Source organism: Roseomonas gilardii, assembly GCF_001941945.1.
GTDB lineage: Bacteria > Pseudomonadota > Alphaproteobacteria > Acetobacterales > Acetobacteraceae > Roseomonas.
The window spans coordinates 4,077,026-4,101,475 of record NZ_CP015583.1; the positions used below are offsets into that span (position 1 = coordinate 4,077,026).

The following is a 24,450-nucleotide window of genomic DNA, read 5'->3' on the forward strand; positions in this document are numbered from 1 at the left end:
CCAGGGGGCCATCGGGGCGCTTGCCTGATCCGGAAGCTAGCGGAGGCGGCTGTCCGTCATCCATGGACACAACCCGGTCATGCTTGCACTTTTCCCGGCCCTTCTCCGGCGGCGGTGCGGCGCGCCGGGAAGGAAGTGGGAGGAAGGCCATGGGGGCGAAGACCCCGGACATCGAGCGCTTCGCTCTCTATGGCGAAAGGCTGGAAGGCAGCGAGGTCCGCTTCCTGCACCTGGAGATGATCCACGAGCGCAGCGGCGCGCATGGCTGGACCATCGCCCCGCATGCCCATTCCGGCCTGCACCAGATCCTGCTCGTCGAGGTCGGCGGCGGCCATATGCGGGCCGAGGCGACCCGTTCCGGCATCGAGCCGGCGGCGCTGGTGGTGGTGCCGGCCGGGGTGGTCCACGCCTTCGACTTCCGGCCGCAAACGGATGGCTGGGTGATGACGGTGGCCGATGCGCTGGTGGCCGAGGTGACGCGGGGCGATCCCTCCGTCGCCGCCCTGCTGCGGCATCCGGCCTGCCTGTGCGACCTGCCCGGGCCGGCGCGGCGGGCGCTGTCGGAGACCTTCACCGAGTTGTCACGGGAATTCCGCTGGTCCGCCCCGGCGCGCTCCCTGGCGATCGAGGCGGGCCTGCTGCGGCTGCTGGTGCTCTGCGTGCGGCAGGCGATAGAGCGCAGCGAGGTGCAGGGCACCACGCGCAGCGCGGATGACGGGCTGCTGGACCGTTTCCGCGCCCTGGTGGAGGAGGATTTCCGCAGCGCCGCGCCGGTTGCCGCCTATGCCGCCAAGCTGCATGTGACCGAGGACCGGTTGCTGGCCGCCTGCCGCCGCCGGCTGGGCGACACGCCCAAGGCGTTGATCCAGCGCCGCGTCATGCTGGAGGCCCAGCGCTACCTGCTCTACACGGGCCTTTCGGTCAGCGAGATCGGTGCCGAGCTCGGCTTCGAGGACCCGGCCTATTTCTCGCGCTTCTTCCACCGCCACGCCGGGCGCTCGCCCAGCGCCTTCCGCACCGCGCAGATGCCGGAAATCTGAAGCCGCCTCGCGGCCCTATCCCTGCGCGCGCAGCAGCATGCCGAAGAGGTCGCGCGGCTCGTCCGGATCGGCCAGGAGGTCGAGCTCCTCGAAGAATCCCGTACCCTCGATCCGCGCGCGGACATAACGCAGGGCCGAGAAGTCCTCGATGGCGAAGCCGACGGAATCGAAGAGGGTGATCTGGTCGGCGCCACGCCGGCCCTCGGCACGGCCCGCGATCACCTGCCAGAGCTCCGTCACCGGATGGTCGGGGGGGAGCTGCTGGATCTCGCCCTCGATGCGCGTCTGCGGCGGGTACTCCACGAAGATGTCGGAGCGCAGCAGGATGTCGGGATGCAGCTCGGTCTTGCCCGGGCAGTCGCCGCCGACGCCGTTGATGTGGATGCCGCGTCCGACGAGGTTGTCCGTCAGGATGGTGGCGTTCTGCTTGTCCGCCGTCACGGTCGTGACGATCTGCGCACCCTGCACCGCCTCCGCCGCGCTGCCGCAGGCGGTGATGTCGAAGCCGAAGCCCGCGAGGTTGTGGATGCATTTCTCCGTGGCGGCGCGGTCGATGTCGTGGAGGCGAAGCCGGTCGATGCCCAGCATGGTCCGGAAGGCCAGGGCCTGGAACTCCGCCTGCGCGCCGTTGCCGATCACCGCCATCACCCGCGCCTCCTTCGGCGCCAGGTATTTCGCGGCGAGGGCCGAGGTGGCGGCGGTGCGCAGCGCGGTGAGGATGGTCATCTCCGTCAGCAGCATCGGATAGCCGTTGCCGACATCCGCCAGCACGCCGAAGGCGGTGACGGTCTGCCGCCCCTGGCGCGTGTTCCTGGGATGGCCGTTGACATACTTGAAGCCATAGGTGGTGCCGTCGCTGGTGGGCATCAGCTCGATCACCCCCTCCGCGCTGTGGGAGGCGATGCGCGGCGTCTTGTCGAACAGCTCCCAGCGCCGGAAATCCTCCTCGATCGCCGCGGCCAGCTCGGTCAGGAACCGCTCGATGCCGGTGGCGAGCACCAGCTTCATCATGTTGTCCACGCTGACGAAGGGGACGATGTTGAGCCTGTCCGGCATGGTCAGAAGCTCCGTGTGGGGCGATCGAAGATGCTGCGGCCCAGCAGGCTGGCGGCGAGATCGACCATCAGCAGCGCGGTGCGCCCGCGCTCGTCGAGGAAGGGGTTCAGCTCCACGAGGTCGAGGCTGCGCGCCAGGCCGCTGTCATGGACCATCTCCATGATCAGGTGCGCCTCGCGGAAGGTGGCGCCGCCGGGCACGGTGGTGCCCACGGCGGGCGCGATGGAGGGGTCGAGGAAATCGACATCCAGGCTGACATGCAAGATGCCGTTCGCCGCCCCGACACGCTCCAGGAAGGCGCGCAGCGGCGCCGCCACGCCCGATTCGTCAAGGGCGCGCATGTCGTGCACCGTGACGCCACCCTCGCGCAGCGCCACGCGCTCCGCCGGATCGACGCTGCGCAGGCCGATCATGCAGACGTTGCGCGGATCGACCGGCACCCGCAGCGGCGGCATATGCCCCGCGAAGCCCGGCCGCCCCGTGGCATAGGCCATGCCGACGCCATGCAGGTTGCCGCTGACCGTGCTGTCCAGCGTGTGGAAATCCGGATGCGCGTCGAGCCACAGCACGAAGAGCGGGCGCCCCTCCGCGGCGGCGCGGCGGCTCATGCCAGCAATGGTGCCGGCGGACAGGCTGTGGTCCCCGCCCAGGAAGACCGCGAAGCCCTCGCCGCCCGCCGCGAAGGCCGCCTCGTCCAGCGCCGCCGTCCAGGCCGCGATCTCCGGCAGGTGGCGGATGGCCGGGTTGGGATGCGGCTCCACCGCGACGACGGGCGGCACGAGGTTGCCGTTGTCGCGCACGGCATAGCCCAGCTCCGCCAGGGTCCCGGCGATGCCGGCGACGCGGAAGGCGCTGGGGCCCATCTCGCAGCCGGGGCGGCTGGCGCCCTCATCGACCGCCGCGCCCGTCAGAACGCAAATCCTGCTCGAATCCGTCACGCCCGTTCCACTCGCCTGAATCATGGTCTGTACGGACCGTGCTTAGGCGATCGCGCTGGCGGATCGAACCTCGCAGCCTGTCGGAATGGCCGGATCGCCCGTACAGAATGACAGGACCCGCCGGACAGATTGCCATTCGCGCCCGATGACGGGATGGGTTCGCGGTGAAGAATCCGTGACAGGCGCGGGACCACGCCCGGCGCCTTCAGCCGAAGCTGTCGAGCCGCTCGTGCAGGGCCTCGATGGCGGCCAGCCGGTCGCGCACCGCCTCGCCCCCCGCCTCGGCGACGCGCGCCGCCAGGTGCGACAACACGCTCAGCCCCGCGACATAGCTGTCGAAGGGGCCGGTGCCCCGGATCTGCGCCGGCAGGCTGACCGTGGCGAGGCGCATCGCCACCGCGGCCGCCGGATCGGACAGCAGCACCACCGGCACGCCCCGTTCCACCGCCAGTTCCAGGAAGGCCTCCAGCCTCGCCGGGCGGCGGCGGAAACCGATGGCCAGCAGGACATCCCCGTCGCCGAGGGTCGCGCCTTCCTCGGCCAGGGTCATCCCCGTCTGCGGCAGCACCTGCACCCTGGGATGCAGGTGCAGCAGCAGCGCCCGCGCATGCAGCGCCAGGGTCTGCGAGGTCCGGAAGCCCAGGACGAGGATGCGCCGGGCGCCGGAGAGCAGGCGGGACGCCTCCTCGAAGGCCTCTGGCGGGATCGCCCCGAAGCTGCGGGTGAGGTTCTCGACCTCCTGCGCCAGGTGCCGGCCGAGATCGGCGCCGCGGCCACCGGATTCCACCAGTGCCTCGAAGGGCGAGGCGCCGCTGGCACGGCGCGCCTGCTGCCGCAGGTCCGCCCAGCTCTCGTAGCCCAGGCGGCGGAAGAAGCGGGCGGCCGTGGCCTGGGAGGTGCCGGCCTGGGCCGCGATCTCCGCCGCTGTCCGCGCCGGCAGGTCGCTGCCGATCTCCAGCATCGTCTCCGCCAGCCGGCGCTCTCCCGGCGTCAGGCCGGGATAAAGCGAACGGATCCTGTCACCGAGTTCCTGGTCGCCGAGTGCCTGGGCCTGCATAGCGCCCCCGAAGAAATCTGAATTTCAAATACATTGACAATGAAAACACGATTTCATACCGATGGCCATCCTTTCCGGAGGCCGCCTTGCTCCGCTTTCCGCCCGTCACCGCCTTCACCCCCAACCCGGCCATGGCCGGGCCGGACCAGCCCTATCCGCACGCGGCGGTGCTGAGCCGCGCCGAAGGAGACCGGGCGCGTGCCATGATCGGCCAGTGGCCGGGCCACGCCCCGACGCCCCTGGTGGCCCTGCCGGCGCTGGCGCGGGAAAGCGGCGTGGCGGAGATCCGCTACAAGCAGGAGGCCGGGCGCTTCGGCCTGGGCAGCTTCAAGGCGCTGGGCGGCGCCTATGCCGTGGCGCGGCTGCTCCTGCGCCGCATCGCCACGGCCACGGGGCGGGAGCCCGCGGTGGAGGAGCTGCTGGACGGGCGCCATGCCGCGCTGCTGCGCGACGTCACCGTCTGCTGCGCCACGGACGGTAATCACGGCCGCTCCGTCGCCTGGGGCGCGCGGATGTTCGGCTGCGCCTGCACCATCTTCGTCCATGCCACCGTCTCCGAGGCCCGGGCCGGGGCCATCGCCGCCCTGGGCGCACGGGTGATCCGCACCGCGGGCAACTACGACGATTCCGTGCGCGAGGCGGCGCGGATGGCGATGGAGCAGGGCTGGTTCGTGGTCTCCGACACCTCCTGGCCCGGCTATGCCGAGGTGCCGCGCGACGTGATGCAGGGCTACTCGGTGATGGCCGAGGAGACGATCGGGGCGCTGCCCGTGCCGCCGACGCATCTCTTCCTGCAGGGTGGCGTGGGCGGGCTGGCCGCCGCCGTGGCCGCCAGCTTCTGGGAGGCCTATGGCCCCGCGCGGCCGGCGACGGTGGTGGTGGAGCCGGAGGCCGCCGACTGCCTGCGCCGCAGCGCCGCCGAGGGCCGGCCGGTGACCGTGGAAGGCGATCTGGAGACCATCATGGCCGGGCTGGCCTGCGGCGAGCCCTCGATGATCGCCTGGCCGATCCTGCGCGACGCGGCCACCGCCTTCCTGGCCATTCCCGACGGCGCCGCCGCGGAGACGATGCGCCTGCTGGCCTCCGGCGCGGCCGGGCCGCCCCTGGTCGCCGGGGAAAGCGGCGTGGCCGGGCTGGCGGGCTTTCTCTCGCTCTCGGCGGAACAGCGCGCGGTGCTCGGCATCGGGCCGGACTCGCGCATCCTCTGCTTCGGCAGCGAGGGCGCCACCGATCCGGAGGCCTATCGCGCCATCGTCGGACGCCCCGCCGAAACCGTGGCCGCCGGGGAGATCGCCCGATGATCCGGCCGGAACGCCTGTCCGCCGCGCTCGCCGACCTCGCCCGGCAGGGCGCGCTGCCCGGCGGCGGGGTCTGCCGCCTCGCCCTGACCGCCGAGGACCGGCTGGGGCGCGACTGGCTGGTGGCGCGGATGCGGGCACTCGGCCTGCGGGTGGAGATCGACCCGATCGGCAACATCTTCGGCACCCGCGCCGGCCGGAAGGAAGGGCCGGTGGTGCTGCTTGGCTCGCATATCGACACGGTGGCGACCGGCGGTGCCTATGACGGGGCGCTCGGCGTGCTGGCGGGGCTGGAGGTCCTGGCGGCTCTGGACGAGGCGGGGATCGAGACCGGCCTGCCCGTCGCGGTGGCGGCCTTCACCAACGAGGAAGGCGCGCGCTTCGCCCCGGACATGCTGGGCAGCCTGGTCTTCGCCGGCGGGCTGCCCCTGGCGGAGGCGCTGGAGATCCGCGGCATCGACGGCGCGCGCCTGGGCGATGCGCTGGCCGCCATCGGCTATGCCGGCCGGGACAGCGGGCCGCGCGCCATCGCCGCCTATCTGGAGCTGCATATCGAGCAGGGCCCGATCCTGGAGGACGAGGAATTGCGGATCGGCGTGGTCGAGGGGGTGCAGGGGATTTCCTGGACGGAGATCACCCTGACCGGCGCCTCCGCCCATGCCGGCACCACGCCCTTCCGCCTGCGCCGCGACGCCGGCCTCGCCGCCGCGCGCATCGCCGTGCTGGCGCGGGAGGTCGCGCGCGAGGTCGGCGGCCACCAGCTCGCCACCGTGGGTTCGCTGACACTATCCCCCAACCTGGTGAACGTGGTGGCGGAACGGGCGCTGCTGACCGTGGACCTGCGGAACCCCGACGAGGCGGGGCTGCGGCGGGCCGAGGCGCTGCTGGCCGAGGGTGCCGCCGCCCTCGCCGCCGAGGAAGGGGTGCGGATCGCCACGCGCAGCCTCGCCCGCTTCGCGCCGGTGCCCTTCGACCAAGCGCTGGTGGCGCGGGTGGAGGAGACGGCGTCGAAGCTCGGCCTGTCCAGCCGGCGCATGTTCTCCGGCGCCGGGCACGACGCGCAGATGATCGCGCACATCGCCCCCGCCGCGATGATCTTCGTGCCCTCGGAAAAGGGCATCAGCCACAACATCCGCGAACACACCGCGCCCGGCGACCTCGCGAACGGCGCGCGCGTGCTGTTCGAGATGACCCGCGGCCTTGCCACCAGCAACTAGGAAGGCACCATGCGCAACCTCCATATCGCCGCCGCCCAGCTCGGCCCCATCGCCCGCGCGGAACCGCGCGACGAGGTCGTGGCGCGCATGATCGCCCTGCTGGAGCGCGCGGCGCAGCGGCGGGCCGATCTCGTGGTCTATCCGGAGCTGGCGCTCACCACCTTCTTCCCGCGCTGGTTCATGGCGGACCAGACGGAGGTGGATGCCTTCTTCGAGACGGAGATGCCGAACGCCGCGACGATGCCGCTCTTCGCGCGGGCCCGGGAACTCGGCATCGCCTTCAGCTTCGGCTTCGCTGAGAAGCTGCTGGAAGGCGGCCGCCCCCGCCGCTTCAACACCTCCATCCTCGTGGACCGTTCGGGGCGGATCGCGCAGCGCTATCGCAAGATCCACCTGCCCGGCCATCCGGAGAACGAGCCCTGGCGCGCCTTCCAGCATCTGGAGAAGCGCTATTTCGAGCCCGGCGAGGAGCCCTTCGGCACCTCCGACCTGCTGGGCGGGCGCTTCGCCATGGCGATCTGCAACGACCGCCGCTGGCCCGAGACCTATCGCGAGGTGGCGCTGCGTGGGGCGGAGGTGCTGCTGCTCGGCTACAACACGCCACTGCACTATCCGCTGGCGCCGGAGCATGACCACCTCCAGGCGTTCCACAACCATCTCTGCCTGCAATCCGGCGCCTACCAGAACGGGCTGTGGGTGGTGGGCGTCGCCAAGGCGGGGCGGGAGGAAGGCTGCGACCTGCTGGGCCAGAGCTGCATCGTGGCCCCCACGGGCGAGATCGTGGCCCAGGCCTCCACGGTGGGCGACGAACTGGTCTCGGCGGATTGCGACCTCGACCGCTGCGCCGAGATCCGGGCCAACATCTTCAATTTCGCCCTGCACCGCCGGCCGGAGATGTATACCGCCCTGCGCGCGGGCTGACGGGGAGGACTCCGCCTCCCGTCCCAGGCACCGCGGCGGGAGGAACAGGCGGCGATGGATCTGGAACTGCGGGGCCGGCGCGCCCTGGTCACCGGCGCCTCGCGCGGCATCGGCCGCGCCGTGGCCGAACTGCTCGCGGCGGAGGGCTGCGACCTCGTCCTGACCGCGCGCAACGCCGGGGCCCTCGACGGGCTGGCGGAAACGCTCCGCCAGCGCCACCAGGTCGCGGCCGAGGCGCTGCCGGCCGATCTGGGCACGGATGCGGAGGCACGCCGCGTGGCCGATGCCGCCGGCGGGATCGACATCCTGGTGAACAATGCCGGCGCCATCCCGCCCGGCAACCTGCTGCGCGTGGACGACGCCACCTGGCGCGCCGCCTGGGACCTGAAGGTCTTCGGCTTCATCTCCCTGTGCCGGGCCGTCTATCCGGGCATGAAGGCGCGCGGCGGCGGGGTGATCGTCAACATCATCGGCCAGGCCGGCGAGAGCTTCCCGCCCGACTACATCGCGGGCGCCACCGGCAATGCCGCGCTGATGGCGCTGACCCGCGCGCTGGGCCGCTCCGGCCCGGCGGACGGCATCCGCGTCGTCGGCATCAACCCCGGCGCCACGGCGACGGAGCGGAACGAGACCATGGCCCGGCACCGCGCCCAGGCGGAACTGGGCGACGCGGAACGCTGGCGGGAGCTGTTCCGCAACCTGCCCTTCGGCCGCCCCGCCCAGCCGGAGGAGATCGCCAATGCCGTGGCCTTCCTGGCCAGTCCGCGCTCCGGCTACACCTCCGGCACGATCCTCACCATCAACGGCGGCGGGTAGGATGGCCGGCCCCGGCGAGTACCCGCGAAGGGGAGGTCCAGGAACCTCAGGTTCCTGGCGGATAGGGGGTGTCGGGGGAAAGGCGGCACCTTTCCCCCCCGGGGTCGCAAGCAAAACGCCGGAACGGAGACGCCGTGCGCGTCACACGGATGCGGGCAGCCGGTCGATCAGCTTGTCGAGGGTGATGGGGTAGTCGCGCACCCGTATCCCGGTGGCGTTGTGGATGGCATTGGCCACCGCCGCGCCCACGCCGCAGAGGCCGAGCTCGCCCACGCCCTTGGCCTTCATGGGCGAGGACATCGGATCGGTCTCGTCCAGGAAGACCACCTCCTGGTGCGGGATGTCGGCGTGCACCGGCACCTCGTAGCTGGCGAGGTCGTGGTTGGCGAAGAAGCCCCGCCGTTTGTCCACCTCCAGCGCCTCCATCAGCGCCGCGCCCACGCCCATGGTCATGGCGCCGATCACCTGGGAGCGGGCGGATTTCGGGTTGAGGATACGGCCCGCCGCGCAGACCGCGAGCATGCGGCGGATGCGCGTCTCGCCGGTCGCGGCATCGACGCCGAGCTCGACGAAATGCCCGGCGAAGGTCGATTGCTGGTAGCGCTTGCCGAGATCGCCGTACTCGATGGCGTCCTCGGCGACCAGCTCGCCATCCCGCGCCACCTCGGACAGTGGCACGCTGCGGTTGCCCGCCTGCACCGCGCCCTCGGCGAAAACCGCGTCGCCCGCATTGAAGCCCGCCTTCTGCGCCACCGCCTCCCGCAGCCTGACGCAGGCGGCATAGACGCCAGCGGTGGCATTGTTGGCGCCCCACTGCCCGCCCGAGCCGGCCGAAACCGGGAAGCTGGAATCGCCCAGGCGGACCGTCACCTCGCCAACCGGGACTCCCATCATCTCCGCCGCGGTCTGTGCCATGATCGTGTAGCTGCCGGTGCCGATATCGGTCATGTCGCTCTCGACCGTCACCCGGCCCTGGCGATCCAGCCGCACGCGGGCACCGGACTTCATCAGCAGGTTGTTGCGGAAGCCGGCCGCCATGCCCATCCCGACCAGCCAGCGCCCGTCACGCCGTTGCCCGGGCCGGGGATCGCGCTTGTCCCAGCCGAAGCGCTCGGCACCCAGGCGCAGGCATTCGACGAGTTGCCGCTTCGAGAAGGGCCGGTCGGGATGCGCGGGATCAACCTGGGTGTCGTTGCGGATACGGAACTCGACGGGATCGAGCCCGAGCTTTTCGGCCATCTCGTCCATGGCCACCTCCAGCGCCATCAGCCCCGGTGCCTCGCCGGGCGCGCGCATGGCATTGCCCTCCGGCAGGTCGAGCCGCGCCAGCCGCAACCCGGTCAACCGGTTGGCGCCGGCATAGAGCAGCTCGGTCTGCTGCACCGCCTCCTCCGGCTTGCCGTCCGGCAGGTTGCCGGACCAGCTTTCGTGCCCGATGGCGGTGATCTTCCCGTCGCGCGTGGCGCCGATGCGGATGCGCTGGATGGTCGCCGGCCGGTGGGTGGTGTTGTTGGCGATCAGCGGCCGTTGCAGCGCCACCTTGACTGGCCGCTTCGCCTCCCGCGCACCGAGCACGGCCAGCAGCGTGTCCGAACGCAGGAAGAGCTTGCCGCCGAAACCGCCGCCGATATAGGGCGAACGCAGCCGCACCTTCTCCTTGGGGATGCCGAGGGTCTTCGCCAGGTCGCCCGTGGTCCAGGCGACCATCTGGTTGGACAGCCAGACATCCACCCGGTCGCCATCCCAGGCGGCGATGGTGGCGTGCGGCTCCATCATCGCATGCGACTGGTCGGGGGTGCTGTAGGTCTCGTCGAGCCGGACCGGCGCCGCGTCGAAGGCCCGCGCGAAATCGCCGACCGTCTTGTCGGGGCTGTCCTCCGACGGGCCGACACCGGCGGCCTTGGCGGCCGCGAGGTCAAACTTCGCCTCCGACGCCTCGTACTCCACGTGCAGCAGCGCGGCCGCGGCGCGCGCCTGCTCGAAGCTCTCCGCCACCACCAGGGCGATGGCCTGGTGGTAGTGCTCGATCTCCGGCCCGCCCAGCAGGTGGGCGACGTTCCGTGTCCCCTTACCGAGATGCCCGGCATTCTCGTGCGTGACGATGGCGATCACGCCCGGGGCGGCCCGCGCTGCGCGCAGGTCCATGGCGGTGATGCGGCCGGACGCGATAGCGCTGCCGACGATCCAGCCATAGGCCTGGTCCGGCACGACGTCATGGCGTTCATAGGCATAGGGGGCGGTGCCGGTGGTCTTCAGCGGGCCGTCGATGCGGTCCAGAGGCTGACCCACGACCTTCATCCGGTCGATGGGATTGGTGGTGGCCGGGGTGTCGAAGCGCATCGCTCAGGCCCTCGCTTCCGCCAGCACCGAGGCGAGCGTTCGCTCCGCCAGCGGCAGCTTGAAGGCATTGTCATGGGTGGTCCTGGCCCCGGCGAGCAGCGCCTCGGCCGTCCGTTTCGCACCGCGCGGCAGTTCCGCCTCCGCCCCCTCGACGCGCCAGGGCTTGTGCGCCACGCCGCCCAGGGCGACGCGCCCGCTGCCATCGCGTTGTACGATGGCCGCCACGGAAACTAGGGCAAAGGCATAGGAGGCGCGGTCGCGGACCTTGCGGTAGATCTGCACCCCGCCCGCCGGCGGCGGCAGGATGACAGCGGTGATCAGCTCGCCCGCCTCCAGCGCCGTCTCGACCTGCGGCGTGTCGCCGGGCAGGCGGTGGAACTCCGCGATGGGAATGGCACGGGTGCTGCCATCCGCCTTCACCGTCTCCACCACCGCGTCGAGCACGCGCATGGCCACGGCCATGTCGCTGGGATGCGTGGCGATGCAGGCATCGCTGGCGCCCAGCACCGCGTTGTGGCGGCTGAAGCCACCGATGGCCGAGCATCCGGTGCCGGGGGTGCGTTTGTTGCAGGGCATGTTGGTGTCGTAGAAATAGGGGCAGCGCGTGCGCTGGAGCAGGTTGCCCGCCGTGGTGGCCTTGTTGCGCAACTGCCCCGAGGCCCCGGCGACCAGCGCACGGGTCAGCACCGCGTAGTCGCGCCGCACGCGCGCATCGGCCGCGAGATCGGTGTTGCGCACCAGCGCGCCGATCCGCAGCCCGCCCTCCGCCGTCGGCTCGATCCGGTCGAGGCCGAGGCGGTTCACGTCGATCAGATGGGCGGGCGTCTCGATCTGCAGCTTCATCAGGTCGAGCAGGTTGGTGCCGCCCGCGATGAACCGCGCGCCGGGGTGGCTGGCGGCCGCGGCAGCCGCGGCGGCGGGGGTCGCCGCGCGCTCATAGGTGAAGGGCTTCATGCGCGCTCTCCCGCCACCTCGTTGATGGCCTCGACGATGTTGGAATAGGCGCCGCAGCGGCAGATGTTGCCGCTCATCCGCTCGCGGATCTCCTCGTTGCCCAGCTTCACCGGCACGGCGAGATCGCCCGTCACATGGCTGGGAATGCCTGCCTTGATCTCCTCCAGCATGGCGACCGAGGAACAGATCTGGCCTGGCGTGCAGTAGCCGCACTGGTAACCGTCATGCTTCACGAAGGCGGACTGCATCGGATGCATCCGCTCCGGCGAGCCCAGCCCCTCGATGGTGGTGATGCTATCGCCCTCATGCATCACCGCCAGCGTCAGGCAGGCATTGATACGGCGGCCGTCCACCAGCACGGTACAGGCACCGCACTGGCCGTGGTCACAGCCCTTCTTGCTGCCGGTCAGGTGCAGGTGCTCGCGCAACGCGTCCAGCAGGGTTGTGCGGGTGTCGAGCTCCAGATTCCGGGCCTGGCCGTTGACGGTCAGGGACAGCCTGGCCGTGGCGGGGACCTCGGGATTCCGGGGTGGCGCAGCCGGTGCCGCCACCTGGGCCTGGGCGGGGGCCGCATGACCATCGGCGATGCCGGCGACCGAGACGGCGGCCGTGCCGATCAGCAGGTCGCGCCGCGGAAGATGCGGATCATGAAGAGGGGGCATCGTCCTTACCTCCATGCGGGAACGGGGCAGGTGACACCGGTCCGGAGGCCAGCAAGGTCGTGGCCGCGCCAAACATCCGTGATCGGGATCACCGCATGGGCAAGGCAGGATGGCGTGCCCCGAGGCATGCCCGCTTGGCCACACCGGGACAGAACGCCGCAGAGCACGCCGGGCTGCGGGCCGGATGCGATTTCCGTGCTATGGGCGATGCGGCAGGTGGCGGACGCCGCTGCCGGGGGCTTTCCCGCGCCCCGTCCCCTGCCCCCGTCCCCTGCCCTGCGGCGGGGCTATTCCCCGTCGGCGATCCGCAGCAGGTAGCGGCCGTAGGTGCTCTTCTCCAGCCTGTGCCCCAGGGTGCGGAGCTGCCCGGCATCGATCCAGCCGAGGTTGAAGGCAACCTCCTCGGGGCAGGCGATCTTGAAGCCCTGGCGCTTCTCCAGGGCGCGCATGAACTCTGCCGCCTCCAGCAGCGTGTCCGGCGTGCCCGTGTCCAGCCAGGCGAAGCCGCGCCCCATCAGCTCCACCTCCAGCCGCCCGCGTTCCAGATAGGCGCGGTTGACGTCGGTGATCTCCAGCTCCCCGCGCGGCGAGGGCTTCAGCCCGCGCGCGATCTCCACCACCTCGGCGTCATAGACATAGAGGCCGGTGACCGCCCAGTTGGAGCGGGGCTTCGCCGGCTTCTCCTCGATGGAAAGGGCGCGGTTGCGGGCATCGAACTCCACCACGCCATAGCGTTCCGGGTCGCTGACGCGATAGGCGAAGACATTGGCGCCGGCGAGGCGGGCGCTGGCCTGCTGCAGCATGGCCGGCAGCCCGTCGCCATAGAAGATGTTGTCCCCCAGGATCAGCATGGAGGGCCCTCCCGCCACGAAATCCGCGCCGATGACATAGGCCTGGGCGAGCCCGTCCGGCTTCGGCTGCTCGGCATAGGACAGGCGGATGCCCCATTCCGACCCGTCGCCCAGCAATTCGCAGAAGCGCGGCAGGTCCGAGGGCGTGGAGATCAGCAGGATGTCGCGCACCCCGGCCAGCATCAGCGTGGTCAGGGGGTAGTAGATCATCGGCTTGTCATAGACGGGCAGGAGCTGCTTCGACGTGACATGCGTCATCGGATGCAGCCGCGTGCCGCTGCCGCCCGCCAGGATGATGCCCTTCATGCCCCTGTCCCCCGTTCCCGTGTCGCTGTGATCCTGCGGGCCATCCCGTGGCGGAATCGCGGCCGGCTCAGCCCGCCAAGAGGCCCGTTCCTTCCAGACCCAGCCGCTCGCCGCGATAGGCGCCGGAGCGCACGGCTTCCCACCAGCCGCGGTTGTCGAGATACCAGCGCACCGTGCGGCGCAGCCCGCTCTCGAAGCTCTCGGCTGGACGCCAGCCCAGCTCGCGCCCGATCTTCCCGGCATCGATGGCATAGCGCAGGTCGTGGCCGGGCCGGTCGGTGACGAAGGTGATCAGGCTCTCGCGCGGCGCGCCGGGGCCCGGCGCCATCTCGTCCAGCAGGGCGCAGATGGCGCGCACCACCTCGATGTTCCGCCGCTCGTTATGGCCGCCGATGTTGTAGCTCTCGCCCGGCACGCCACGCTCCGCCACCAGGACCAGCGCCGCGGCATGGTCCTCGACATAAAGCCAGTCCCGCACGTTCTCGCCGCGCCCATAGACCGGCAGGGGCCGGCCCTCCAGCGCGTTGAGGATGGTGAGCGGGATCAGCTTCTCGGGGAAGTGGTAGGGGCCGTAGTTGTTGGAGCAGTTGGTGACCACCACCGGCAGCCCGTAGGTGTGGTGCCAGGCCCGCACGAAATGGTCCGAGGCCGCCTTGGAGGCCGAATAGGGCGAGCGCGGGTCATAGGGCGTGTCCTCGCGGAACAGGCCATCCTCGCCCAGCGAGCCGAAGACCTCGTCGGTCGAGACATGGTGGAATCGGAAGCCGTCCCGCTCCGCGCCCGGCGGCAGGCTGCGCCAGTGTTCCAGCGCCGCCTGCAACAGGGTGAATGTGCCCACCACATTGGTCTGCACGAACTCGCCCGGCCCGTCGATGGAGCGGTCCACATGGCTCTCGGCGGCGAGGTGCATCACCACCTCGGGGCGGAACTCCGCCATGGCCGCGCGCATCGCCGCGGCATCGGCGATATCGGCCCGCAGGAAGCGGAAGCGCGGGTCGTCCGCCACCGGCGCCAGCGAGGCGAGGTTGCCCGCATAGGTCAGCTTGTCCACCACCAGCACGTGGTGCGGCGTCTCGCGGATCAGCCGCCGCGCCACCGCCGAGCCGATGAAGCCCGCACCGCCCGTGACAAGGAATCTCTTGGCCAAGCGGGCTCTATCCTTCTCCGGGGCCATGACATGTCCCGATGGGCATGTCCCATGCGCCGCGACAATTCCCGGATCGCTAGCAGAAGCATCCCGCCCCGTCCATCACGGGGCGGCGGGCGGATCAGGCCCCGAAGCCGGGCTCCCCATAGGGGTAGAAGGCTCGCAGATCGAGGTTCTCGTAGCGCAGCCCGTCCAGCCGCACCGTGCCCAGGAAGGGCTGGTCCGGTTCCACCAGCAGGATGGTCGGAGCGAAGCCCGTGTCGTGGAAGCCGCGCCGGAAATGCACGCGGGACTTGATGGCGATCACGTCGAAGCCGTCCGGGTCCAGCCCGATCCCGCGCAGGGAGTCCGGCTCCATGATCTGCGTCAGGAAGGGGGTCAGCACCAGCACATTGCCCTCCCCGAAGCGAACCTGCACCCACTGGTCGCCCCGGTTCTCGCGCAGGCCCCTGGTCACGGCCTGCACCACGCCCCGCACCCGCACCGGGTCGCCGGCAGAAGCCTCGGCCCGGCCGCCGATCTCCATGTCGAAGGCATCGCCCGGCTTCACACCCTGCGCCAGCAGCCTCTCCACCGCCGGCGCATCCGCCACCGTGGCGACGAGCGTGTTCCGCAGGCCCTGCGCCATGATCTCACGCAGCAGCCAGGTGGCATAGCCGGAACGGTCGCTGTGGTCGGCCAGCACCACGGGCCTCCTGCCCTCCGCCACGGCCTGCCGTGCCAGCGCCACGCCCTCCCCGATCCGGTGGATGCGCGTGCTGCCCAGCAGGGCCTCCCGTTGCCGCCAGGCAAAGCCCGCCATGTCGCGCGCAATGCGCTGCGCCAGCTCCGGCTGGCCATTGGCGATCACCTGGAAGGTCATGCCCGCATCCGGCACATCGGCCCAGGGAAAGCCGAAGAAGACGTTCACGAAGACATCCGGCTCCCGCGCCTCCCAGACCAGGGCGCGCTGCACGAGGTCCATCCAGGGCGAGGCCCCGGTCCATTGCAGCACCGTGGGCGAGATGACCGGCAGCTTCAGCGTCGCATGGCTCGGCGCGTAGTCGCCCCGGATCGCGCGGATCAGCATCCGCGCCGCGCGCTCGCCCTGCAGATGCGCGTCGTAATGCGGGAAGTACTTCACGGTGAAGGCCATGTCGGCGTGCTGGAGGAATTCCTCGTCCTCGTTGCCATGCGGGTCGAAGGTGGCGGCGAGGAAGACGCCGCGCCCCACCACCTCGCGCACCCGCCGCGCCAGCTCCGCCTCCGGCCGCGGCACGCCGCGCACCGCCATGGCGCCGTGCAGCGAGAGATAGACGCCGTCGAAAGGGCCCTGCGCCCGGAGGTCGGCGATCATGCGCCCGGCGAAATGCTCGAAGCATTCGGTGGTGAGCCAGCCGGAGCCTGACCCCGCGCGCGAGTCGAGCGGCGATTCGATGCCCACCAGCTCCACGCCCGCATGCTCGCGCGCCAGCTTCACGAAGCCGCCGATATAGGAGCGCGGCTCGGATCGCAGCAGCGCCTCGCCCCGCGCGGGCGAGCCGGGATAGGTGAAATCCGCCACCGTGGTGTCGTAGGGCAGGAAGGTCACCGTCTCGTGCGAGAACTTCAGCACCGCGATGCGGATGGGTCTGCCGGTCATGATCGTCGCTGCTCCGCCTGCCACGGCGCATGCTGCCGCCCCCCGCCTCGGAGGTGAAGCGGGCGGCGGCGGGAAATCCGGGACTGCCGCCCACCCACGCCCGGCGCCTATCCGCGCCCGCCGGCCAGCCGCGCCGCCAGCGGGCTGCGGCCCAGGCGCAGCATGGCGAGGCAGCCCAGCAGAGGCCCCACCGCCAGCAGGGCGAAGGCCCCGCCCCAGCCGCTCCAGGCCACGAGCAAGGGCATGAGGTGGATCGTCACCAGCGTCAGCGCGAAGCCCAGGCAGTTCTGCACGGTCAGCATGGTGCCGGTCAGGCCCGGGTCGGACAGCTCCGCCACGCTGGCCGAGAACTGCGCGGAATCCGCCACCACCGCGACGCCCCAGACCAGGCAGAGAGCCACGGGCAGCAGCGGATGCAGCCCGAAGAAGGGCCCGGCCAGCAGGCAGCAGCCGCCCGAGACCGCCATGGCCGCCACCGTGATTCGCACCCGGCCCCAGCGATCCGCCAGCAGCCCGGCGCCGATGGAGCCGGCCGCCCCCACCGCGATCACCGCGAAGGTCGCCAGGGAGGTCTCGCCCGCATGTCCCGGCGCCCCGCCGCGCCAGGCGGCGAAGCTGGCGCTGAGATAGAGGCCGACCCAGGCCCACATGGCATAGAGCTCCCACATATGGCCGAGATAGCCGAGCGTCGCGAGCCGCGTGCCCCGGTTGCGCCAGAGCTGCAGCGCCGCGCCGGGGCGGAAGGGCGGCGCCGGCGCGTGGCGCGGGCCGAGGCGGGTCCGTCCGATCAGCGCAGCGGCAAGCAGGGCGGCCAGCGAGGCCGCGCCCAGCGCCAGCCGCCAGTCCAGCGCCGCATCCGGCCCGCCCGCCGCGCCGGTCAGGGCGAGCGCCAGATGCGGCGAGGCCGAGCCGAGCGTCAGCCCGCCCACCAGCAGCCCGACCAGCAGCCCGGCATCGCCCTTGTCCGCCCAGCCGATGGCGAGCTTCATCCCCACCGGATAGACCCCCGCCAGGGCGAGGCCGGTGACGAAGCGCGCGGCGATGGCCGTCCCGGCCTCCAGCGGCAGAAGGGCGATGGCGGCATTGGCCAGGGCGCCGAGCAGGGCGCAGGCGGCGAAGAACCGGCGAGGGTCGATGCGGTCCGGCAGGGCCAGCGCGGCGCTGAGCAGGGTGCCCAGCACGAAGCCCGCCTGCACCGCGCCCGTCAGCCAGGCCTGGAAGCCCGGCCCCAGCCCGAGGCCCAGCGCCCATGCCTCCCGCAGCATGCCCGGCCCGGCGGCGGTGCCGGAGAACCAGAGGCAGAGCGCCAGCACCTGCGCCAGGGTGATCAGGGCGATGTTCTCGGTCTTGCCGGTCACGCGGCGTGCCTCCCCAGGGTTCCGACCCTTCCGCCTGCGAAGCACGGGAGCCGGGGCTTTTCCCCACCGGTATCCGAGGATGCCCGGCCTGACGAGAGGGGCGGTGGCCGGTCAGTCGATGGCGAACTCGGTGGTGCTCTTCACCTCCTCCATGACCGTTTAGGTGTGCGTCTGCCGGATGCCGGGCAGCCCCACCAGCACCGTGCCCAGGAAGTGCCGATAGGCAGCCATGTCGCGCACCCGCACCTTGATCAGGTAGTCGAAGCCGCCCGCCACCATGTGGCACTCCATGATCTCCGGCGTCCGCCGCACGGCGGCCCCGAAATCCTCGAAGACCCGGGCGCTGGTCCGGTCCAGCGTGACCTCGACGAAGATCAGCAGCGCGCGTTGCAGCTTCCCGGCATTCAGCCGCACCGAATAACCCTCGATCACCCCCTCCTGCTGCAGGCGGCGGATGCGCTCATGCGTGGCGGGCGGGCTGAGATGCGCCTGCCGGGCCAGTTCCACATTGGTCATCCGTCCGTCGCGCTGAAGCAGCCGCAGCAGGCGCTTGTCGATCTCGTCCATATCCGACGATCCTTTTGCGGAAGGGCTGTAGCACCATGGAATCCTCCGGGGAGCACCCTCCGCCCCGAAGAACCGCACAAGCCGCCCTCACCCCGCCTGCCATCCCTTCGCCCGGATGAGCCATGCCGCGAGCGCCATCAAAGCCCGAGCGGGGCGCGCCGTGTCTGCCCGCCGGGAGAGAGGCGCTGCCTCTCCCGCCGGACCCCCTCTCCGCCGGGGACCGAAGCCGGTCCCCGGACCCCTGGCTTTCGCTGGCTCCCGTGGGGGCCATCAGCCTGCGGTCCGATCGCCGGGGAGCAGGTGGAGACGTGGGACTCCCGAAAAGAGGAAAAAACACCCTGTCCGCACTCACGGCACCGGCAGTCCGCCGGAGAGCGTGGCTCTCCGGCGTGATCGGGCCGCAACGAGTGCCAGCGAACGGGGTCCAGGGCGCGCAGCGTCCTGGCGGATAGGGGGTCCGGGGGACAAGGCGGAGCCTTTCCCCCGGGACGGCGCAACGCCGGAACATCCCCTCGACAAGCCACGGTCCCACCCGGAGACTGCCGCGCACAGATCACCGCAGAAGGAGTCCCAGGGGCATGGGGGGTTATTGGCGCCTGACGGCCAGCGAGTTGGCGGCGAAGCTGCGGGGGCGGGAGGTTTCGGCCGAGGAAGTGGCGCGGGACGCGCTGGCCCGGCTGGAGGCTGCGAATCCTGCCATCAACGCCGTGGTGGACCACCGGCCCGAGGAGGTCCTGGCCGAGGCGCGCGAGGTCGATCGCCGCCTGGCCGCGGGCGAGGATGTCGGGCCGCTGGCCGGCGTGCCGGTGACGATCAAGGTGAATGTGGACCAGGCGGGCCATGCCACCACCAACGGGCTGCGGATCCAGCGGGAGCTGATCGCGAAGGAGGACAACCCCGTCGTCAGCAACTTCCGCCGGGCCGGGGCGGTGGTGCTGGGCCGGACCAACACGCCCGCCTTCTCCCTGCGCTGGTTCACCCGCAACGCCCTGCACGGCAACACGCGGAACCCCCGCGACCCGCGCCTGACCCCCGGCGGCTCCTCCGGCGGTGCCGCGGCCTCGCTGGCGGCGGGGATCGGGGCGCTGGCGCATGGCACGGATATCGGCGGCTCGGTGCGCTATCCGGCCTATGCCTGCGGCGTGCACGGGCTGCGCCCGACGCTGGGGCGGATCGCCGCCTTCAACGCCAGCAGCCCGGAACGCGCGATCGGCGCGCAGTTGATGGCGGTGTCCGGCCCGCTGGCCCGCTCCATCCCGGATCTGCGCGCGGCCCTGTCCGCCCTCGCCGCGCCCGACCCCCGCGACCCCTGGTGGGTGCCGGCGCCGCTCGAAGGGCCGCCGCTGCCCAGGCGCGCCGCCCTCTGCGTGCGCCCCGAGGGAATGGCCACCCATCCTGCCGTGGAGAAGGCCCTGCGCGCCGCCGCCCTGGCCTTGCAGGAAGCGGGCTGGACCGTGGTGGAGACCCCCTGCCCGCCGTTGCGGGAACCGGCGCACTTGCAGGCGCTGCTTTGGCTGGCGGAAAGCCGGCGCGGCGGCAACAAGGCCTATCAGGCCGAGAACGAGCCGGAATCCCTTGCCGTCCTGGCCATGATGGAAGCGCGTGCCCCGGAGGCCGGGGAGCATGGCGTCGCCGATGCCCTGACCCGGCGGGCCGGCTTCCTGCGGCAGTGGAGCCTCTTCCTGGAGCGCTATCCGCTGGTTCTCCTGCCCGTCTCGGCGGAGCCACCTTTCCCGGACGCACTCGACATCGAGAGCGAGGCCAGCTTCGAGCGGGTGATCGAGGCACAGCTCGTGCAGGTCGGGCTGCCGCTGATGGGCCTGCCGGCCCTGACGGTCGCCACCTCCGGCGCTTCCGCCGCGCCGATGGGGGTGCAACTGGTGGCCGGGCGCTACCGCGAGGACCTGTTGCTGGAGGCCGGCGCCGTCATCGCGCCGGAGCCCATCGCGCCCGTGGATCCCGTTACAGAGTGATGCAATTTGCCCCAGGGTGAGGGCAAGCCTGCCTCGATTCCGCCATGGGCCGGCACCACCTTGGGTATCGAGGAGCAATGCCCATGCGCCGCATCACCAAGATCAGTCTGGCCGCGATGACCGCCCTGTCTCTGGGCGCCGTCGCCGCAGCCCCGGCCGAGGCCCAGCCCTATTGGGGACCGGGTGGCGGCTACCACCGCCATCATGGCCCCGGTCCTGGTGGCGCGCTCGCCCTGGGCCTGGGGGCCGGTGTCCTGGGCGGCCTCGCCCTCGGGCTGGCCACGCAGGCGGCCCCACCCCCGCCGCCCCGCGTCTATTACGCGCCGCCCCCGCCGCCGGTCGTGTACGAATACGCGCCGCCGCCCGTGGTCTATCAGCCGCCGCCCGTGGTGTACCGCCCGGCGCCGGTCTATGCGCCGCCGCCCGCCGGCTATGTGGTCCGCGGCCCCGGCTACTGGTAACGGCGCGGCCGCCTGAGGGGGCTCCCTTGGGGAGACCCCGTCCGGGCGGCCCTAGCTTTTCCAGCACCGGCCGGAGGCCGGTCCCGATACACGTCGGCATGCCTCCGGGATACACTCGAAAGAAAGGCCTTTCCCCGGTGGGGAAAGGCCTTTTTCGTGGAACCGGCTGCGCGGCCCGAAGCTCAGCGCGCGGCGGTCGCCTGCCCGCTGCGGAGTTCCCTCGCCCGGGCGAGGACCTTGTCCTCCAGCTCCGCGCTGGTCGCGCTGGACACGGGAGCATCCTGCCAGGTGCCGTTGTGCAGCTCCTGGCGGAAGACCGAAACCCGGACGCCGTCGGAACGGAGCTGCCGGCCCAGGATATAGGCCGTGGCCCGGAAGCGCTCCCCGTTGGCGGCGCTCGGCGTGTACCAGTCGGTGATGATCACCCCGCCGAAGGGATCGGCCGAGGAAAGCGGCATGAAGGACAGGGTGTCCAGCGCGGCACGCCACAGATAGGCGTTCACGCCAAGCCCGGTGCCGGACTGGTCGCCGCCCGCGCCGTCGCGGTTGCTGCGGTCGGTGCCGAACAGCAGGATTCCGTCGGAGCCGCCCAGACGTCCCTGGACACGGGCGCGCCGGCTGTCATCCGTATATTCGTCGTTGCCCACTTGGCGGGACTGGGAACAGGCCCCCACCAGGATGGGCAGCAGCAGCAGAGCGAGGCGTGTCTTTGGCATGGCGGGCGCACAGTAGAAGCCAGCGCGCCACTTGCAAGAGGGGAAAAAGCGGGTGCGCCGCGAAGAAATCATGGCGGCGGATACAAAAAGGGCGGCGGATCGATCCGCCGCCCCTTCTGCACTGGATAGAAACCGCGATCAGAAGGCGATGCGGGTACCCAGGATGAAGACCTTCGAGGTCACCTTGTTGTTGGCGGCCCCCGGCGAACCGGCGATGAAGTTGTAGCCGGCTTCCTTGCGGTAGATGTCCGAGTAGTCGGTCACGATGGTCAGGCCAGGGGCCACGACATAGGTCGCGCCGACCGACCAGACCAGCTCGCGCCGGCCAGCCCCGACGGCCTGGGCACCGGCGGTCTGCAGGTCGTAGTAGTTCGCGCCGACCGTGACCGGGCCCCAGGTGTAGGATGCACCGGCGAAGACCTGGCCCATGTTGCGCGTATCGACCGCACCGCGGACCAGCGGCGCATAGGTGGCGTTCGCCTGGCCCCAGTAGTACTCGCCGCCGAGCGTGAAGCCGTAGGCGGTCGCCTGCAGGCCGCCATAGCCCATCCACATCGGCTTGGACGAGACGGCGTTGCTCACGACACCGGCGTTGATGACCTGCTGGCCCTTCGTCGCGTCCGCGGTCATGCCGCCGATGGCGGCCTGGAGGCCGACGCCGCCGAAGGAACCGCGCCAGCGGGCGATGCCGAACACCTCGTTGCGACGCTTCGGCGAGCCGCCGGAGAAGGCGTTCGCGCGGTCGCAGTCGCCGGTCACGGTGGACAGGACGCAGCCCGTGTCCTCGCCCTCGCCCTGGTTGAAGGCGAAGGAGGCGCCGACGTCGAAGCCGTAGAACTGCGGCGACAGGTAGATGATCTTGGTGTTGTCGCCCGGGTCGGAGGTGAACATCGTCGCGGCGCGGTGCGTCGCGGTCACGCTGTCGAACCAGTCACCGTCGGCGCCGCCCGAACCGAAGTTGGCGACGTGACCGACGCTCATCAGGTTCCAGGCGGTGTCTTCGTCACCGAAGCGGACCTGGCCGAAGTCGCCGGCCACGTACATCCACATCTCATCGGTGTCGACCATCGTCTTCGAGTTGCTCACACGCGCACCGGAGTAGGGCGTGTAGCGGCCGTCGTTGTTGTCGACCTGCAGCTCGATCGCGACGCCGTAACGCAGGCCGTTGGTGGCCTTGCCGTTGGCGACGATGTGGATCTCGGCATCAGAAGAGAAGTCGGACTTGCCGATACGCGCGGAGGTGGCCCCCGTCGTGGCGGAACCGGCCGTCGGGACGCCAGCGCCGCTGTCCTTGTTGGCGCTGTTCTGACCCTGCTCGGTGAAGTTGTAGTTGAAGCGGAAATAACCGCCGACGCGCACTTCAAGGGCGCGGTGGGACACCATCGGCGGGCCGGGCGGCAGGAACGGGTCGGCACCCTGCGCCAGAGCGCCCTGCGGGGCGAACAGAGCAGCGGCGGCAACGGCCGTGCTCCCCAGAAGAAGCTTACGCATCAAATCCCTCCTCACGCGCATGGGCCGTACTGCCCAGCGATCCCTTCAGCCCGCCTGCCCCCCTGACAGGGAGCTCCTCGTTCGGCGCACCACAGCGATGCACCCGGCGTGGAGCCAGGCCCGGGCGGACTATGGTTCAGGCCATTCGGAAGGGGCAATGGCCCGGATCACGGGGGCGCGACTTCTGCGAAACACTGTGACTGGCGGGCAACAGCCCCTCCAGGGCCGCGATGCCACAGGCCCAGGCGGGAAGGCGCCGGGCGCTGCGGGAATCCACGCCACCCAGCGCAACGGCGCCGCTGGCGGCACGCCGGGCCAGCGCCGCCCAGCGCAACGGCCCCAGCGCCGGGGCGCCCGGATGGCTGGCCGTGGGGAAGGCAGGGGAGAGCAACACGCCGTCCGCCCCGAGTCGCCGGGCGCGGGCCAGGCCGGAGCGCCCATGCGCCGCCCGGCTCAGCCGCCACCGGCGCGGGTCCCGCCGCCGTGCCAGGAGATAGGGCAACAGCCCCGTGGCGGGCCGGCGGTCCGGCAGGTGCAGCCCCGCCCGCAGCCGCAGTGCCGCGCGCCCGTCCCCCGCCAGCATCAGCACCAGCCCCCGCGCGCGGCAGAGCCTCGCCAGGGCGGGCAGCAGCTCTGGTGCCACGTCGCGCGCCAGCACCGCCGTGCCGCGCGGCAGGCCGCAGGCGGCCTCGCGCGGGTCAGGCAGGCGCCGGGCATCGGAAACCAGCCAGAGCCGGGGCAGGCCGTCCCGCCCCGGGGGCGGCCGGAACCGGCGCGCCGCGATGACGGTCTCCTCCGCGGCTATCTTCTTCGGGCGCGGGCGTTTATCCCTCCCCTCCATGAGCGACGCCTCCTCCCTCGCTGATGCCTCCATCCCGGCCGCCCTGGCCCGGGTGAGGGCCGAGATCGCCGAAGCCTGCGCCCGGGCCGGCCGCTCCCCCGACTCGGTGCAACTGGTCGCGGTCTCCAAGACACATCCGGCGGAAAGCGTGGTCCAGGCCCTGGCGGCCGGCCAGACCGTCTTCGGCGAGAACCGGGTGCAGGAGGCCCAGGGCAAGTTCCCGGCCCTGCGCCCGGCCCATCCGGAACTCCGCCTGCACATCATCGGCGGGCTGCAGACCAACAAGGCCCGCGACGCGGTGCGGGTGGCGGATGTGATCGAAAGCCTGGACCGGCCCAAGCTCGCCGAGGCCCTGGCTGCCGCCATGGCGAAGGAAGGCCGCCAGCCGGAGCTGCTGGTACAGGTGAACACCGGGGAGGAGCCGCAGAAATCCGGCATCGCCCGCGCGGAGGCCGGGGATTTCCTGCGCGCCTGCCGGGACGAATACGGCCTCGTCATCTCCGGCCTGATGTGCATCCCCCCGGCCGGGGAGGATCCCGTGCCGCATTTCGCCTTCCTGGCCGATCTGGCGGCCCGCCACGGGCTGACGCGGCTTTCCATGGGCATGAGCGGCGATTTCCCGCTGGCCATCGCCCAGGGCGCCACCCATGTCCGGGTCGGGACCGCCATCTTCGGCCACCGGCCCTACCCCGCCGCCTGATACAGGGCCGGCGCGCGTCCTTCCCCATCCCTTTCCCCATCCCCTGGGGCACGCGAATGGCGAGGGCGTTCCATCGCATTCGCCTTCCGATGGCGGGGCGCCCATGCTACCCGCCGCTT

The 24,450-nt window shown here is 71.4% G+C and carries 22 protein-coding genes; 8 read left to right on the forward strand and 14 right to left on the reverse strand.

The window, feature by feature from the left end:
- Window positions 1–149: 149 nt before the first annotated feature.
- Window positions 150–1,040, forward strand: coding sequence for a helix-turn-helix domain-containing protein (locus RGI145_RS18420; RefSeq protein WP_075799519.1), 891 nt, complete (start codon window positions 150–152; stop codon window positions 1,038–1,040).
- Window positions 1,041–1,055: 15 nt separating this feature from the next.
- On the opposite strand, the gene RGI145_RS18425 is transcribed toward RGI145_RS18420, so the two are convergent.
- The 3 genes from RGI145_RS18425 to RGI145_RS18435 all read right to left on the reverse strand — a co-directional run bounded on the left by RGI145_RS18425 (window position 1,056) and on the right by RGI145_RS18435 (window position 4,091).
- Window positions 1,056–2,096 (reverse strand): ornithine cyclodeaminase, encoded by a 1,041-nt coding sequence (locus RGI145_RS18425; RefSeq protein ID WP_075799520.1) that lies wholly within the window; start codon window positions 2,094–2,096, stop codon window positions 1,056–1,058.
- Window positions 2,097–2,098: 2 nt separating this feature from the next.
- Window positions 2,099–3,034, reverse strand: a complete 936-nt coding sequence (rocF, locus tag RGI145_RS18430; protein WP_335740087.1) for an arginase — start codon at window positions 3,032–3,034, stop codon at window positions 2,099–2,101.
- A gap of 205 nt (window positions 3,035–3,239) precedes the next feature.
- On the reverse strand, window positions 3,240–4,091 hold the full coding sequence (locus RGI145_RS18435) for a MurR/RpiR family transcriptional regulator (protein ID WP_075799522.1): 852 nt from the start codon (window positions 4,089–4,091) through the stop codon (window positions 3,240–3,242).
- Window positions 4,092–4,177: 86 nt separating this feature from the next.
- On the opposite strand from RGI145_RS18435, the gene RGI145_RS18440 reads away from it, so the two are divergent.
- From RGI145_RS18440 to RGI145_RS18455, 4 genes are read left to right on the forward strand one after another with little or no spacing between them, the layout of a single operon-like run.
- Window positions 4,178–5,392 (forward strand): diaminopropionate ammonia-lyase, encoded by a 1,215-nt coding sequence (locus RGI145_RS18440; protein ID WP_237183129.1) that lies wholly within the window; start codon window positions 4,178–4,180, stop codon window positions 5,390–5,392.
- Window positions 5,389–6,606, forward strand: coding sequence for a Zn-dependent hydrolase (locus RGI145_RS18445; protein WP_075799523.1), 1,218 nt, complete (start codon window positions 5,389–5,391; stop codon window positions 6,604–6,606). Before RGI145_RS18440 ends, RGI145_RS18445 begins: the two co-directional genes overlap by 4 nt.
- 9 nt (window positions 6,607–6,615) lie before the next feature.
- Window positions 6,616–7,527, forward strand: a complete 912-nt coding sequence (locus RGI145_RS18450; RefSeq protein WP_075799524.1) for an N-carbamoyl-D-amino-acid hydrolase — start codon at window positions 6,616–6,618, stop codon at window positions 7,525–7,527.
- A 54-nt stretch (window positions 7,528–7,581) separates the two neighbouring features.
- Window positions 7,582–8,343 (forward strand): short-chain dehydrogenase/reductase, encoded by a 762-nt coding sequence (locus RGI145_RS18455; protein ID WP_075799525.1) that lies wholly within the window; start codon window positions 7,582–7,584, stop codon window positions 8,341–8,343.
- A 141-nt stretch (window positions 8,344–8,484) separates the two neighbouring features.
- Here the strand turns inward: RGI145_RS18455 and paoC are convergent, their stop codons facing one another.
- From paoC to RGI145_RS18495, 8 genes are all read right to left on the reverse strand, one after another.
- Window positions 8,485–10,683: an aldehyde oxidoreductase molybdenum-binding subunit PaoC gene (gene paoC, locus RGI145_RS18460; RefSeq protein ID WP_075799526.1), complete on the reverse strand. Its 2,199-nt coding sequence runs from the start codon at window positions 10,681–10,683 to the stop codon at window positions 8,485–8,487.
- A 3-nt stretch (window positions 10,684–10,686) separates the two neighbouring features.
- The gene (locus RGI145_RS18465; protein ID WP_075799527.1) at window positions 10,687–11,637 is read right to left on the reverse strand and encodes an FAD binding domain-containing protein; all 951 of its coding nucleotides are present in this window, start codon (window positions 11,635–11,637) and stop codon (window positions 10,687–10,689) included.
- The gene (paoA, locus tag RGI145_RS18470; protein WP_075799528.1) at window positions 11,634–12,299 is read right to left on the reverse strand and encodes an aldehyde dehydrogenase iron-sulfur subunit PaoA; all 666 of its coding nucleotides are present in this window, start codon (window positions 12,297–12,299) and stop codon (window positions 11,634–11,636) included. Before paoA ends, RGI145_RS18465 begins: the two co-directional genes overlap by 4 nt.
- A 287-nt stretch (window positions 12,300–12,586) precedes the next feature.
- Window positions 12,587–13,456 carry a glucose-1-phosphate thymidylyltransferase RfbA gene (gene rfbA / locus RGI145_RS18475; protein WP_075799529.1) on the reverse strand — a complete coding sequence of 290 codons (870 nt, stop codon included), beginning with the start codon at window positions 13,454–13,456 and terminating at the stop codon, window positions 12,587–12,589.
- A gap of 67 nt (window positions 13,457–13,523) precedes the next feature.
- Complete coding sequence (rfbB, locus tag RGI145_RS18480) at window positions 13,524–14,603, reverse strand: dTDP-glucose 4,6-dehydratase (protein WP_075799530.1); 1,080 nt, start codon at window positions 14,601–14,603, stop codon at window positions 13,524–13,526.
- Window positions 14,604–14,724: 121 nt separating this feature from the next.
- Window positions 14,725–16,209, reverse strand: a complete 1,485-nt coding sequence (locus tag RGI145_RS18485; RefSeq protein WP_075800192.1) for a M81 family metallopeptidase — start codon at window positions 16,207–16,209, stop codon at window positions 14,725–14,727.
- A gap of 122 nt (window positions 16,210–16,331) precedes the next feature.
- Entirely contained in the window at window positions 16,332–17,582 is a 1,251-nt protein-coding gene (locus tag RGI145_RS18490; RefSeq protein WP_075799531.1) for an MFS transporter, read from the reverse strand.
- A gap of 159 nt (window positions 17,583–17,741) precedes the next feature.
- Complete coding sequence (locus RGI145_RS18495) at window positions 17,742–18,149, reverse strand: Lrp/AsnC family transcriptional regulator (protein ID WP_075799532.1); 408 nt, start codon at window positions 18,147–18,149, stop codon at window positions 17,742–17,744.
- A 578-nt stretch (window positions 18,150–18,727) separates the two neighbouring features.
- On the opposite strand from RGI145_RS18495, the gene RGI145_RS18500 reads away from it, so the two are divergent.
- Together RGI145_RS18500 and RGI145_RS18505 are read left to right on the forward strand one after the other, a co-directional pair.
- Entirely contained in the window at window positions 18,728–20,122 is a 1,395-nt protein-coding gene (locus RGI145_RS18500; protein ID WP_075799533.1) for an amidase family protein, read from the forward strand.
- An 83-nt stretch (window positions 20,123–20,205) separates the two neighbouring features.
- The gene (locus RGI145_RS18505; protein WP_075799534.1) at window positions 20,206–20,583 is read left to right on the forward strand and encodes a hypothetical protein; all 378 of its coding nucleotides are present in this window, start codon (window positions 20,206–20,208) and stop codon (window positions 20,581–20,583) included.
- A gap of 182 nt (window positions 20,584–20,765) precedes the next feature.
- Here RGI145_RS18505 and RGI145_RS18510 read toward each other — a convergent pair whose 3' ends face one another.
- The 3 genes from RGI145_RS18510 to RGI145_RS18520 all read right to left on the reverse strand — a co-directional run bounded on the left by RGI145_RS18510 (window position 20,766) and on the right by RGI145_RS18520 (window position 23,631).
- Entirely contained in the window at window positions 20,766–21,299 is a 534-nt protein-coding gene (locus tag RGI145_RS18510; protein WP_075799535.1) for a DUF3576 domain-containing protein, read from the reverse strand.
- Between the two features lie 138 nt (window positions 21,300–21,437).
- A complete protein-coding gene (locus tag RGI145_RS18515) occupies window positions 21,438–22,790 on the reverse strand; it encodes a porin (protein WP_075799536.1) in 1,353 nt (450 codons plus the stop codon).
- 136 nt (window positions 22,791–22,926) lie between these two features.
- Window positions 22,927–23,631 carry a thiamine phosphate synthase gene (locus RGI145_RS18520; protein WP_083670938.1) on the reverse strand — a complete coding sequence of 235 codons (705 nt, stop codon included), beginning with the start codon at window positions 23,629–23,631 and terminating at the stop codon, window positions 22,927–22,929.
- On the opposite strand from RGI145_RS18520, the gene RGI145_RS18525 reads away from it, so the two are divergent.
- Window positions 23,630–24,331, forward strand: coding sequence for a YggS family pyridoxal phosphate-dependent enzyme (locus RGI145_RS18525; RefSeq protein WP_075799537.1), 702 nt, complete (start codon window positions 23,630–23,632; stop codon window positions 24,329–24,331). The genes RGI145_RS18520 and RGI145_RS18525 overlap by 2 nt on opposite strands.
- Window positions 24,332–24,450 lie beyond the last annotated feature (119 nt).

Coding starts and splice junctions, on each gene's coding strand:
- RGI145_RS18420 (WP_075799519.1), top strand. CDS start 150: ATGGGGGCGAAGACCCCGGACATCGAGCGCTTCGCTCTCTATGGCGAA.
- RGI145_RS18425 (WP_075799520.1), bottom strand. CDS start 2,096: ATGCCGGACAGGCTCAACATCGTCCCCTTCGTCAGCGTGGACAACATG.
- RGI145_RS18435 (WP_075799522.1), bottom strand. CDS start 4,091: ATGCAGGCCCAGGCACTCGGCGACCAGGAACTCGGTGACAGGATCCGT.
- RGI145_RS18445 (WP_075799523.1), top strand. CDS start 5,389: ATGATCCGGCCGGAACGCCTGTCCGCCGCGCTCGCCGACCTCGCCCGG.
- RGI145_RS18450 (WP_075799524.1), top strand. CDS start 6,616: ATGCGCAACCTCCATATCGCCGCCGCCCAGCTCGGCCCCATCGCCCGC.
- RGI145_RS18455 (WP_075799525.1), top strand. CDS start 7,582: ATGGATCTGGAACTGCGGGGCCGGCGCGCCCTGGTCACCGGCGCCTCG.
- paoC (WP_075799526.1), bottom strand. CDS start 10,683: ATGCGCTTCGACACCCCGGCCACCACCAATCCCATCGACCGGATGAAG.
- RGI145_RS18465 (WP_075799527.1), bottom strand. CDS start 11,637: ATGAAGCCCTTCACCTATGAGCGCGCGGCGACCCCCGCCGCCGCGGCT.
- paoA (WP_075799528.1), bottom strand. CDS start 12,299: ATGCCCCCTCTTCATGATCCGCATCTTCCGCGGCGCGACCTGCTGATC.
- rfbA (WP_075799529.1), bottom strand. CDS start 13,456: ATGAAGGGCATCATCCTGGCGGGCGGCAGCGGCACGCGGCTGCATCCG.
- RGI145_RS18495 (WP_075799532.1), bottom strand. CDS start 18,149: ATGGACGAGATCGACAAGCGCCTGCTGCGGCTGCTTCAGCGCGACGGA.
- RGI145_RS18500 (WP_075799533.1), top strand. CDS start 18,728: ATGGGGGGTTATTGGCGCCTGACGGCCAGCGAGTTGGCGGCGAAGCTG.
- RGI145_RS18505 (WP_075799534.1), top strand. CDS start 20,206: ATGCGCCGCATCACCAAGATCAGTCTGGCCGCGATGACCGCCCTGTCT.
- RGI145_RS18510 (WP_075799535.1), bottom strand. CDS start 21,299: ATGCCAAAGACACGCCTCGCTCTGCTGCTGCTGCCCATCCTGGTGGGG.
- RGI145_RS18515 (WP_075799536.1), bottom strand. CDS start 22,790: ATGCGTAAGCTTCTTCTGGGGAGCACGGCCGTTGCCGCCGCTGCTCTG.
- RGI145_RS18525 (WP_075799537.1), top strand. CDS start 23,630: ATGAGCGACGCCTCCTCCCTCGCTGATGCCTCCATCCCGGCCGCCCTG.
- RGI145_RS18520 (WP_083670938.1), bottom strand. CDS start 23,631: ATGGAGGGGAGGGATAAACGCCCGCGCCCGAAGAAGATAGCCGCGGAG.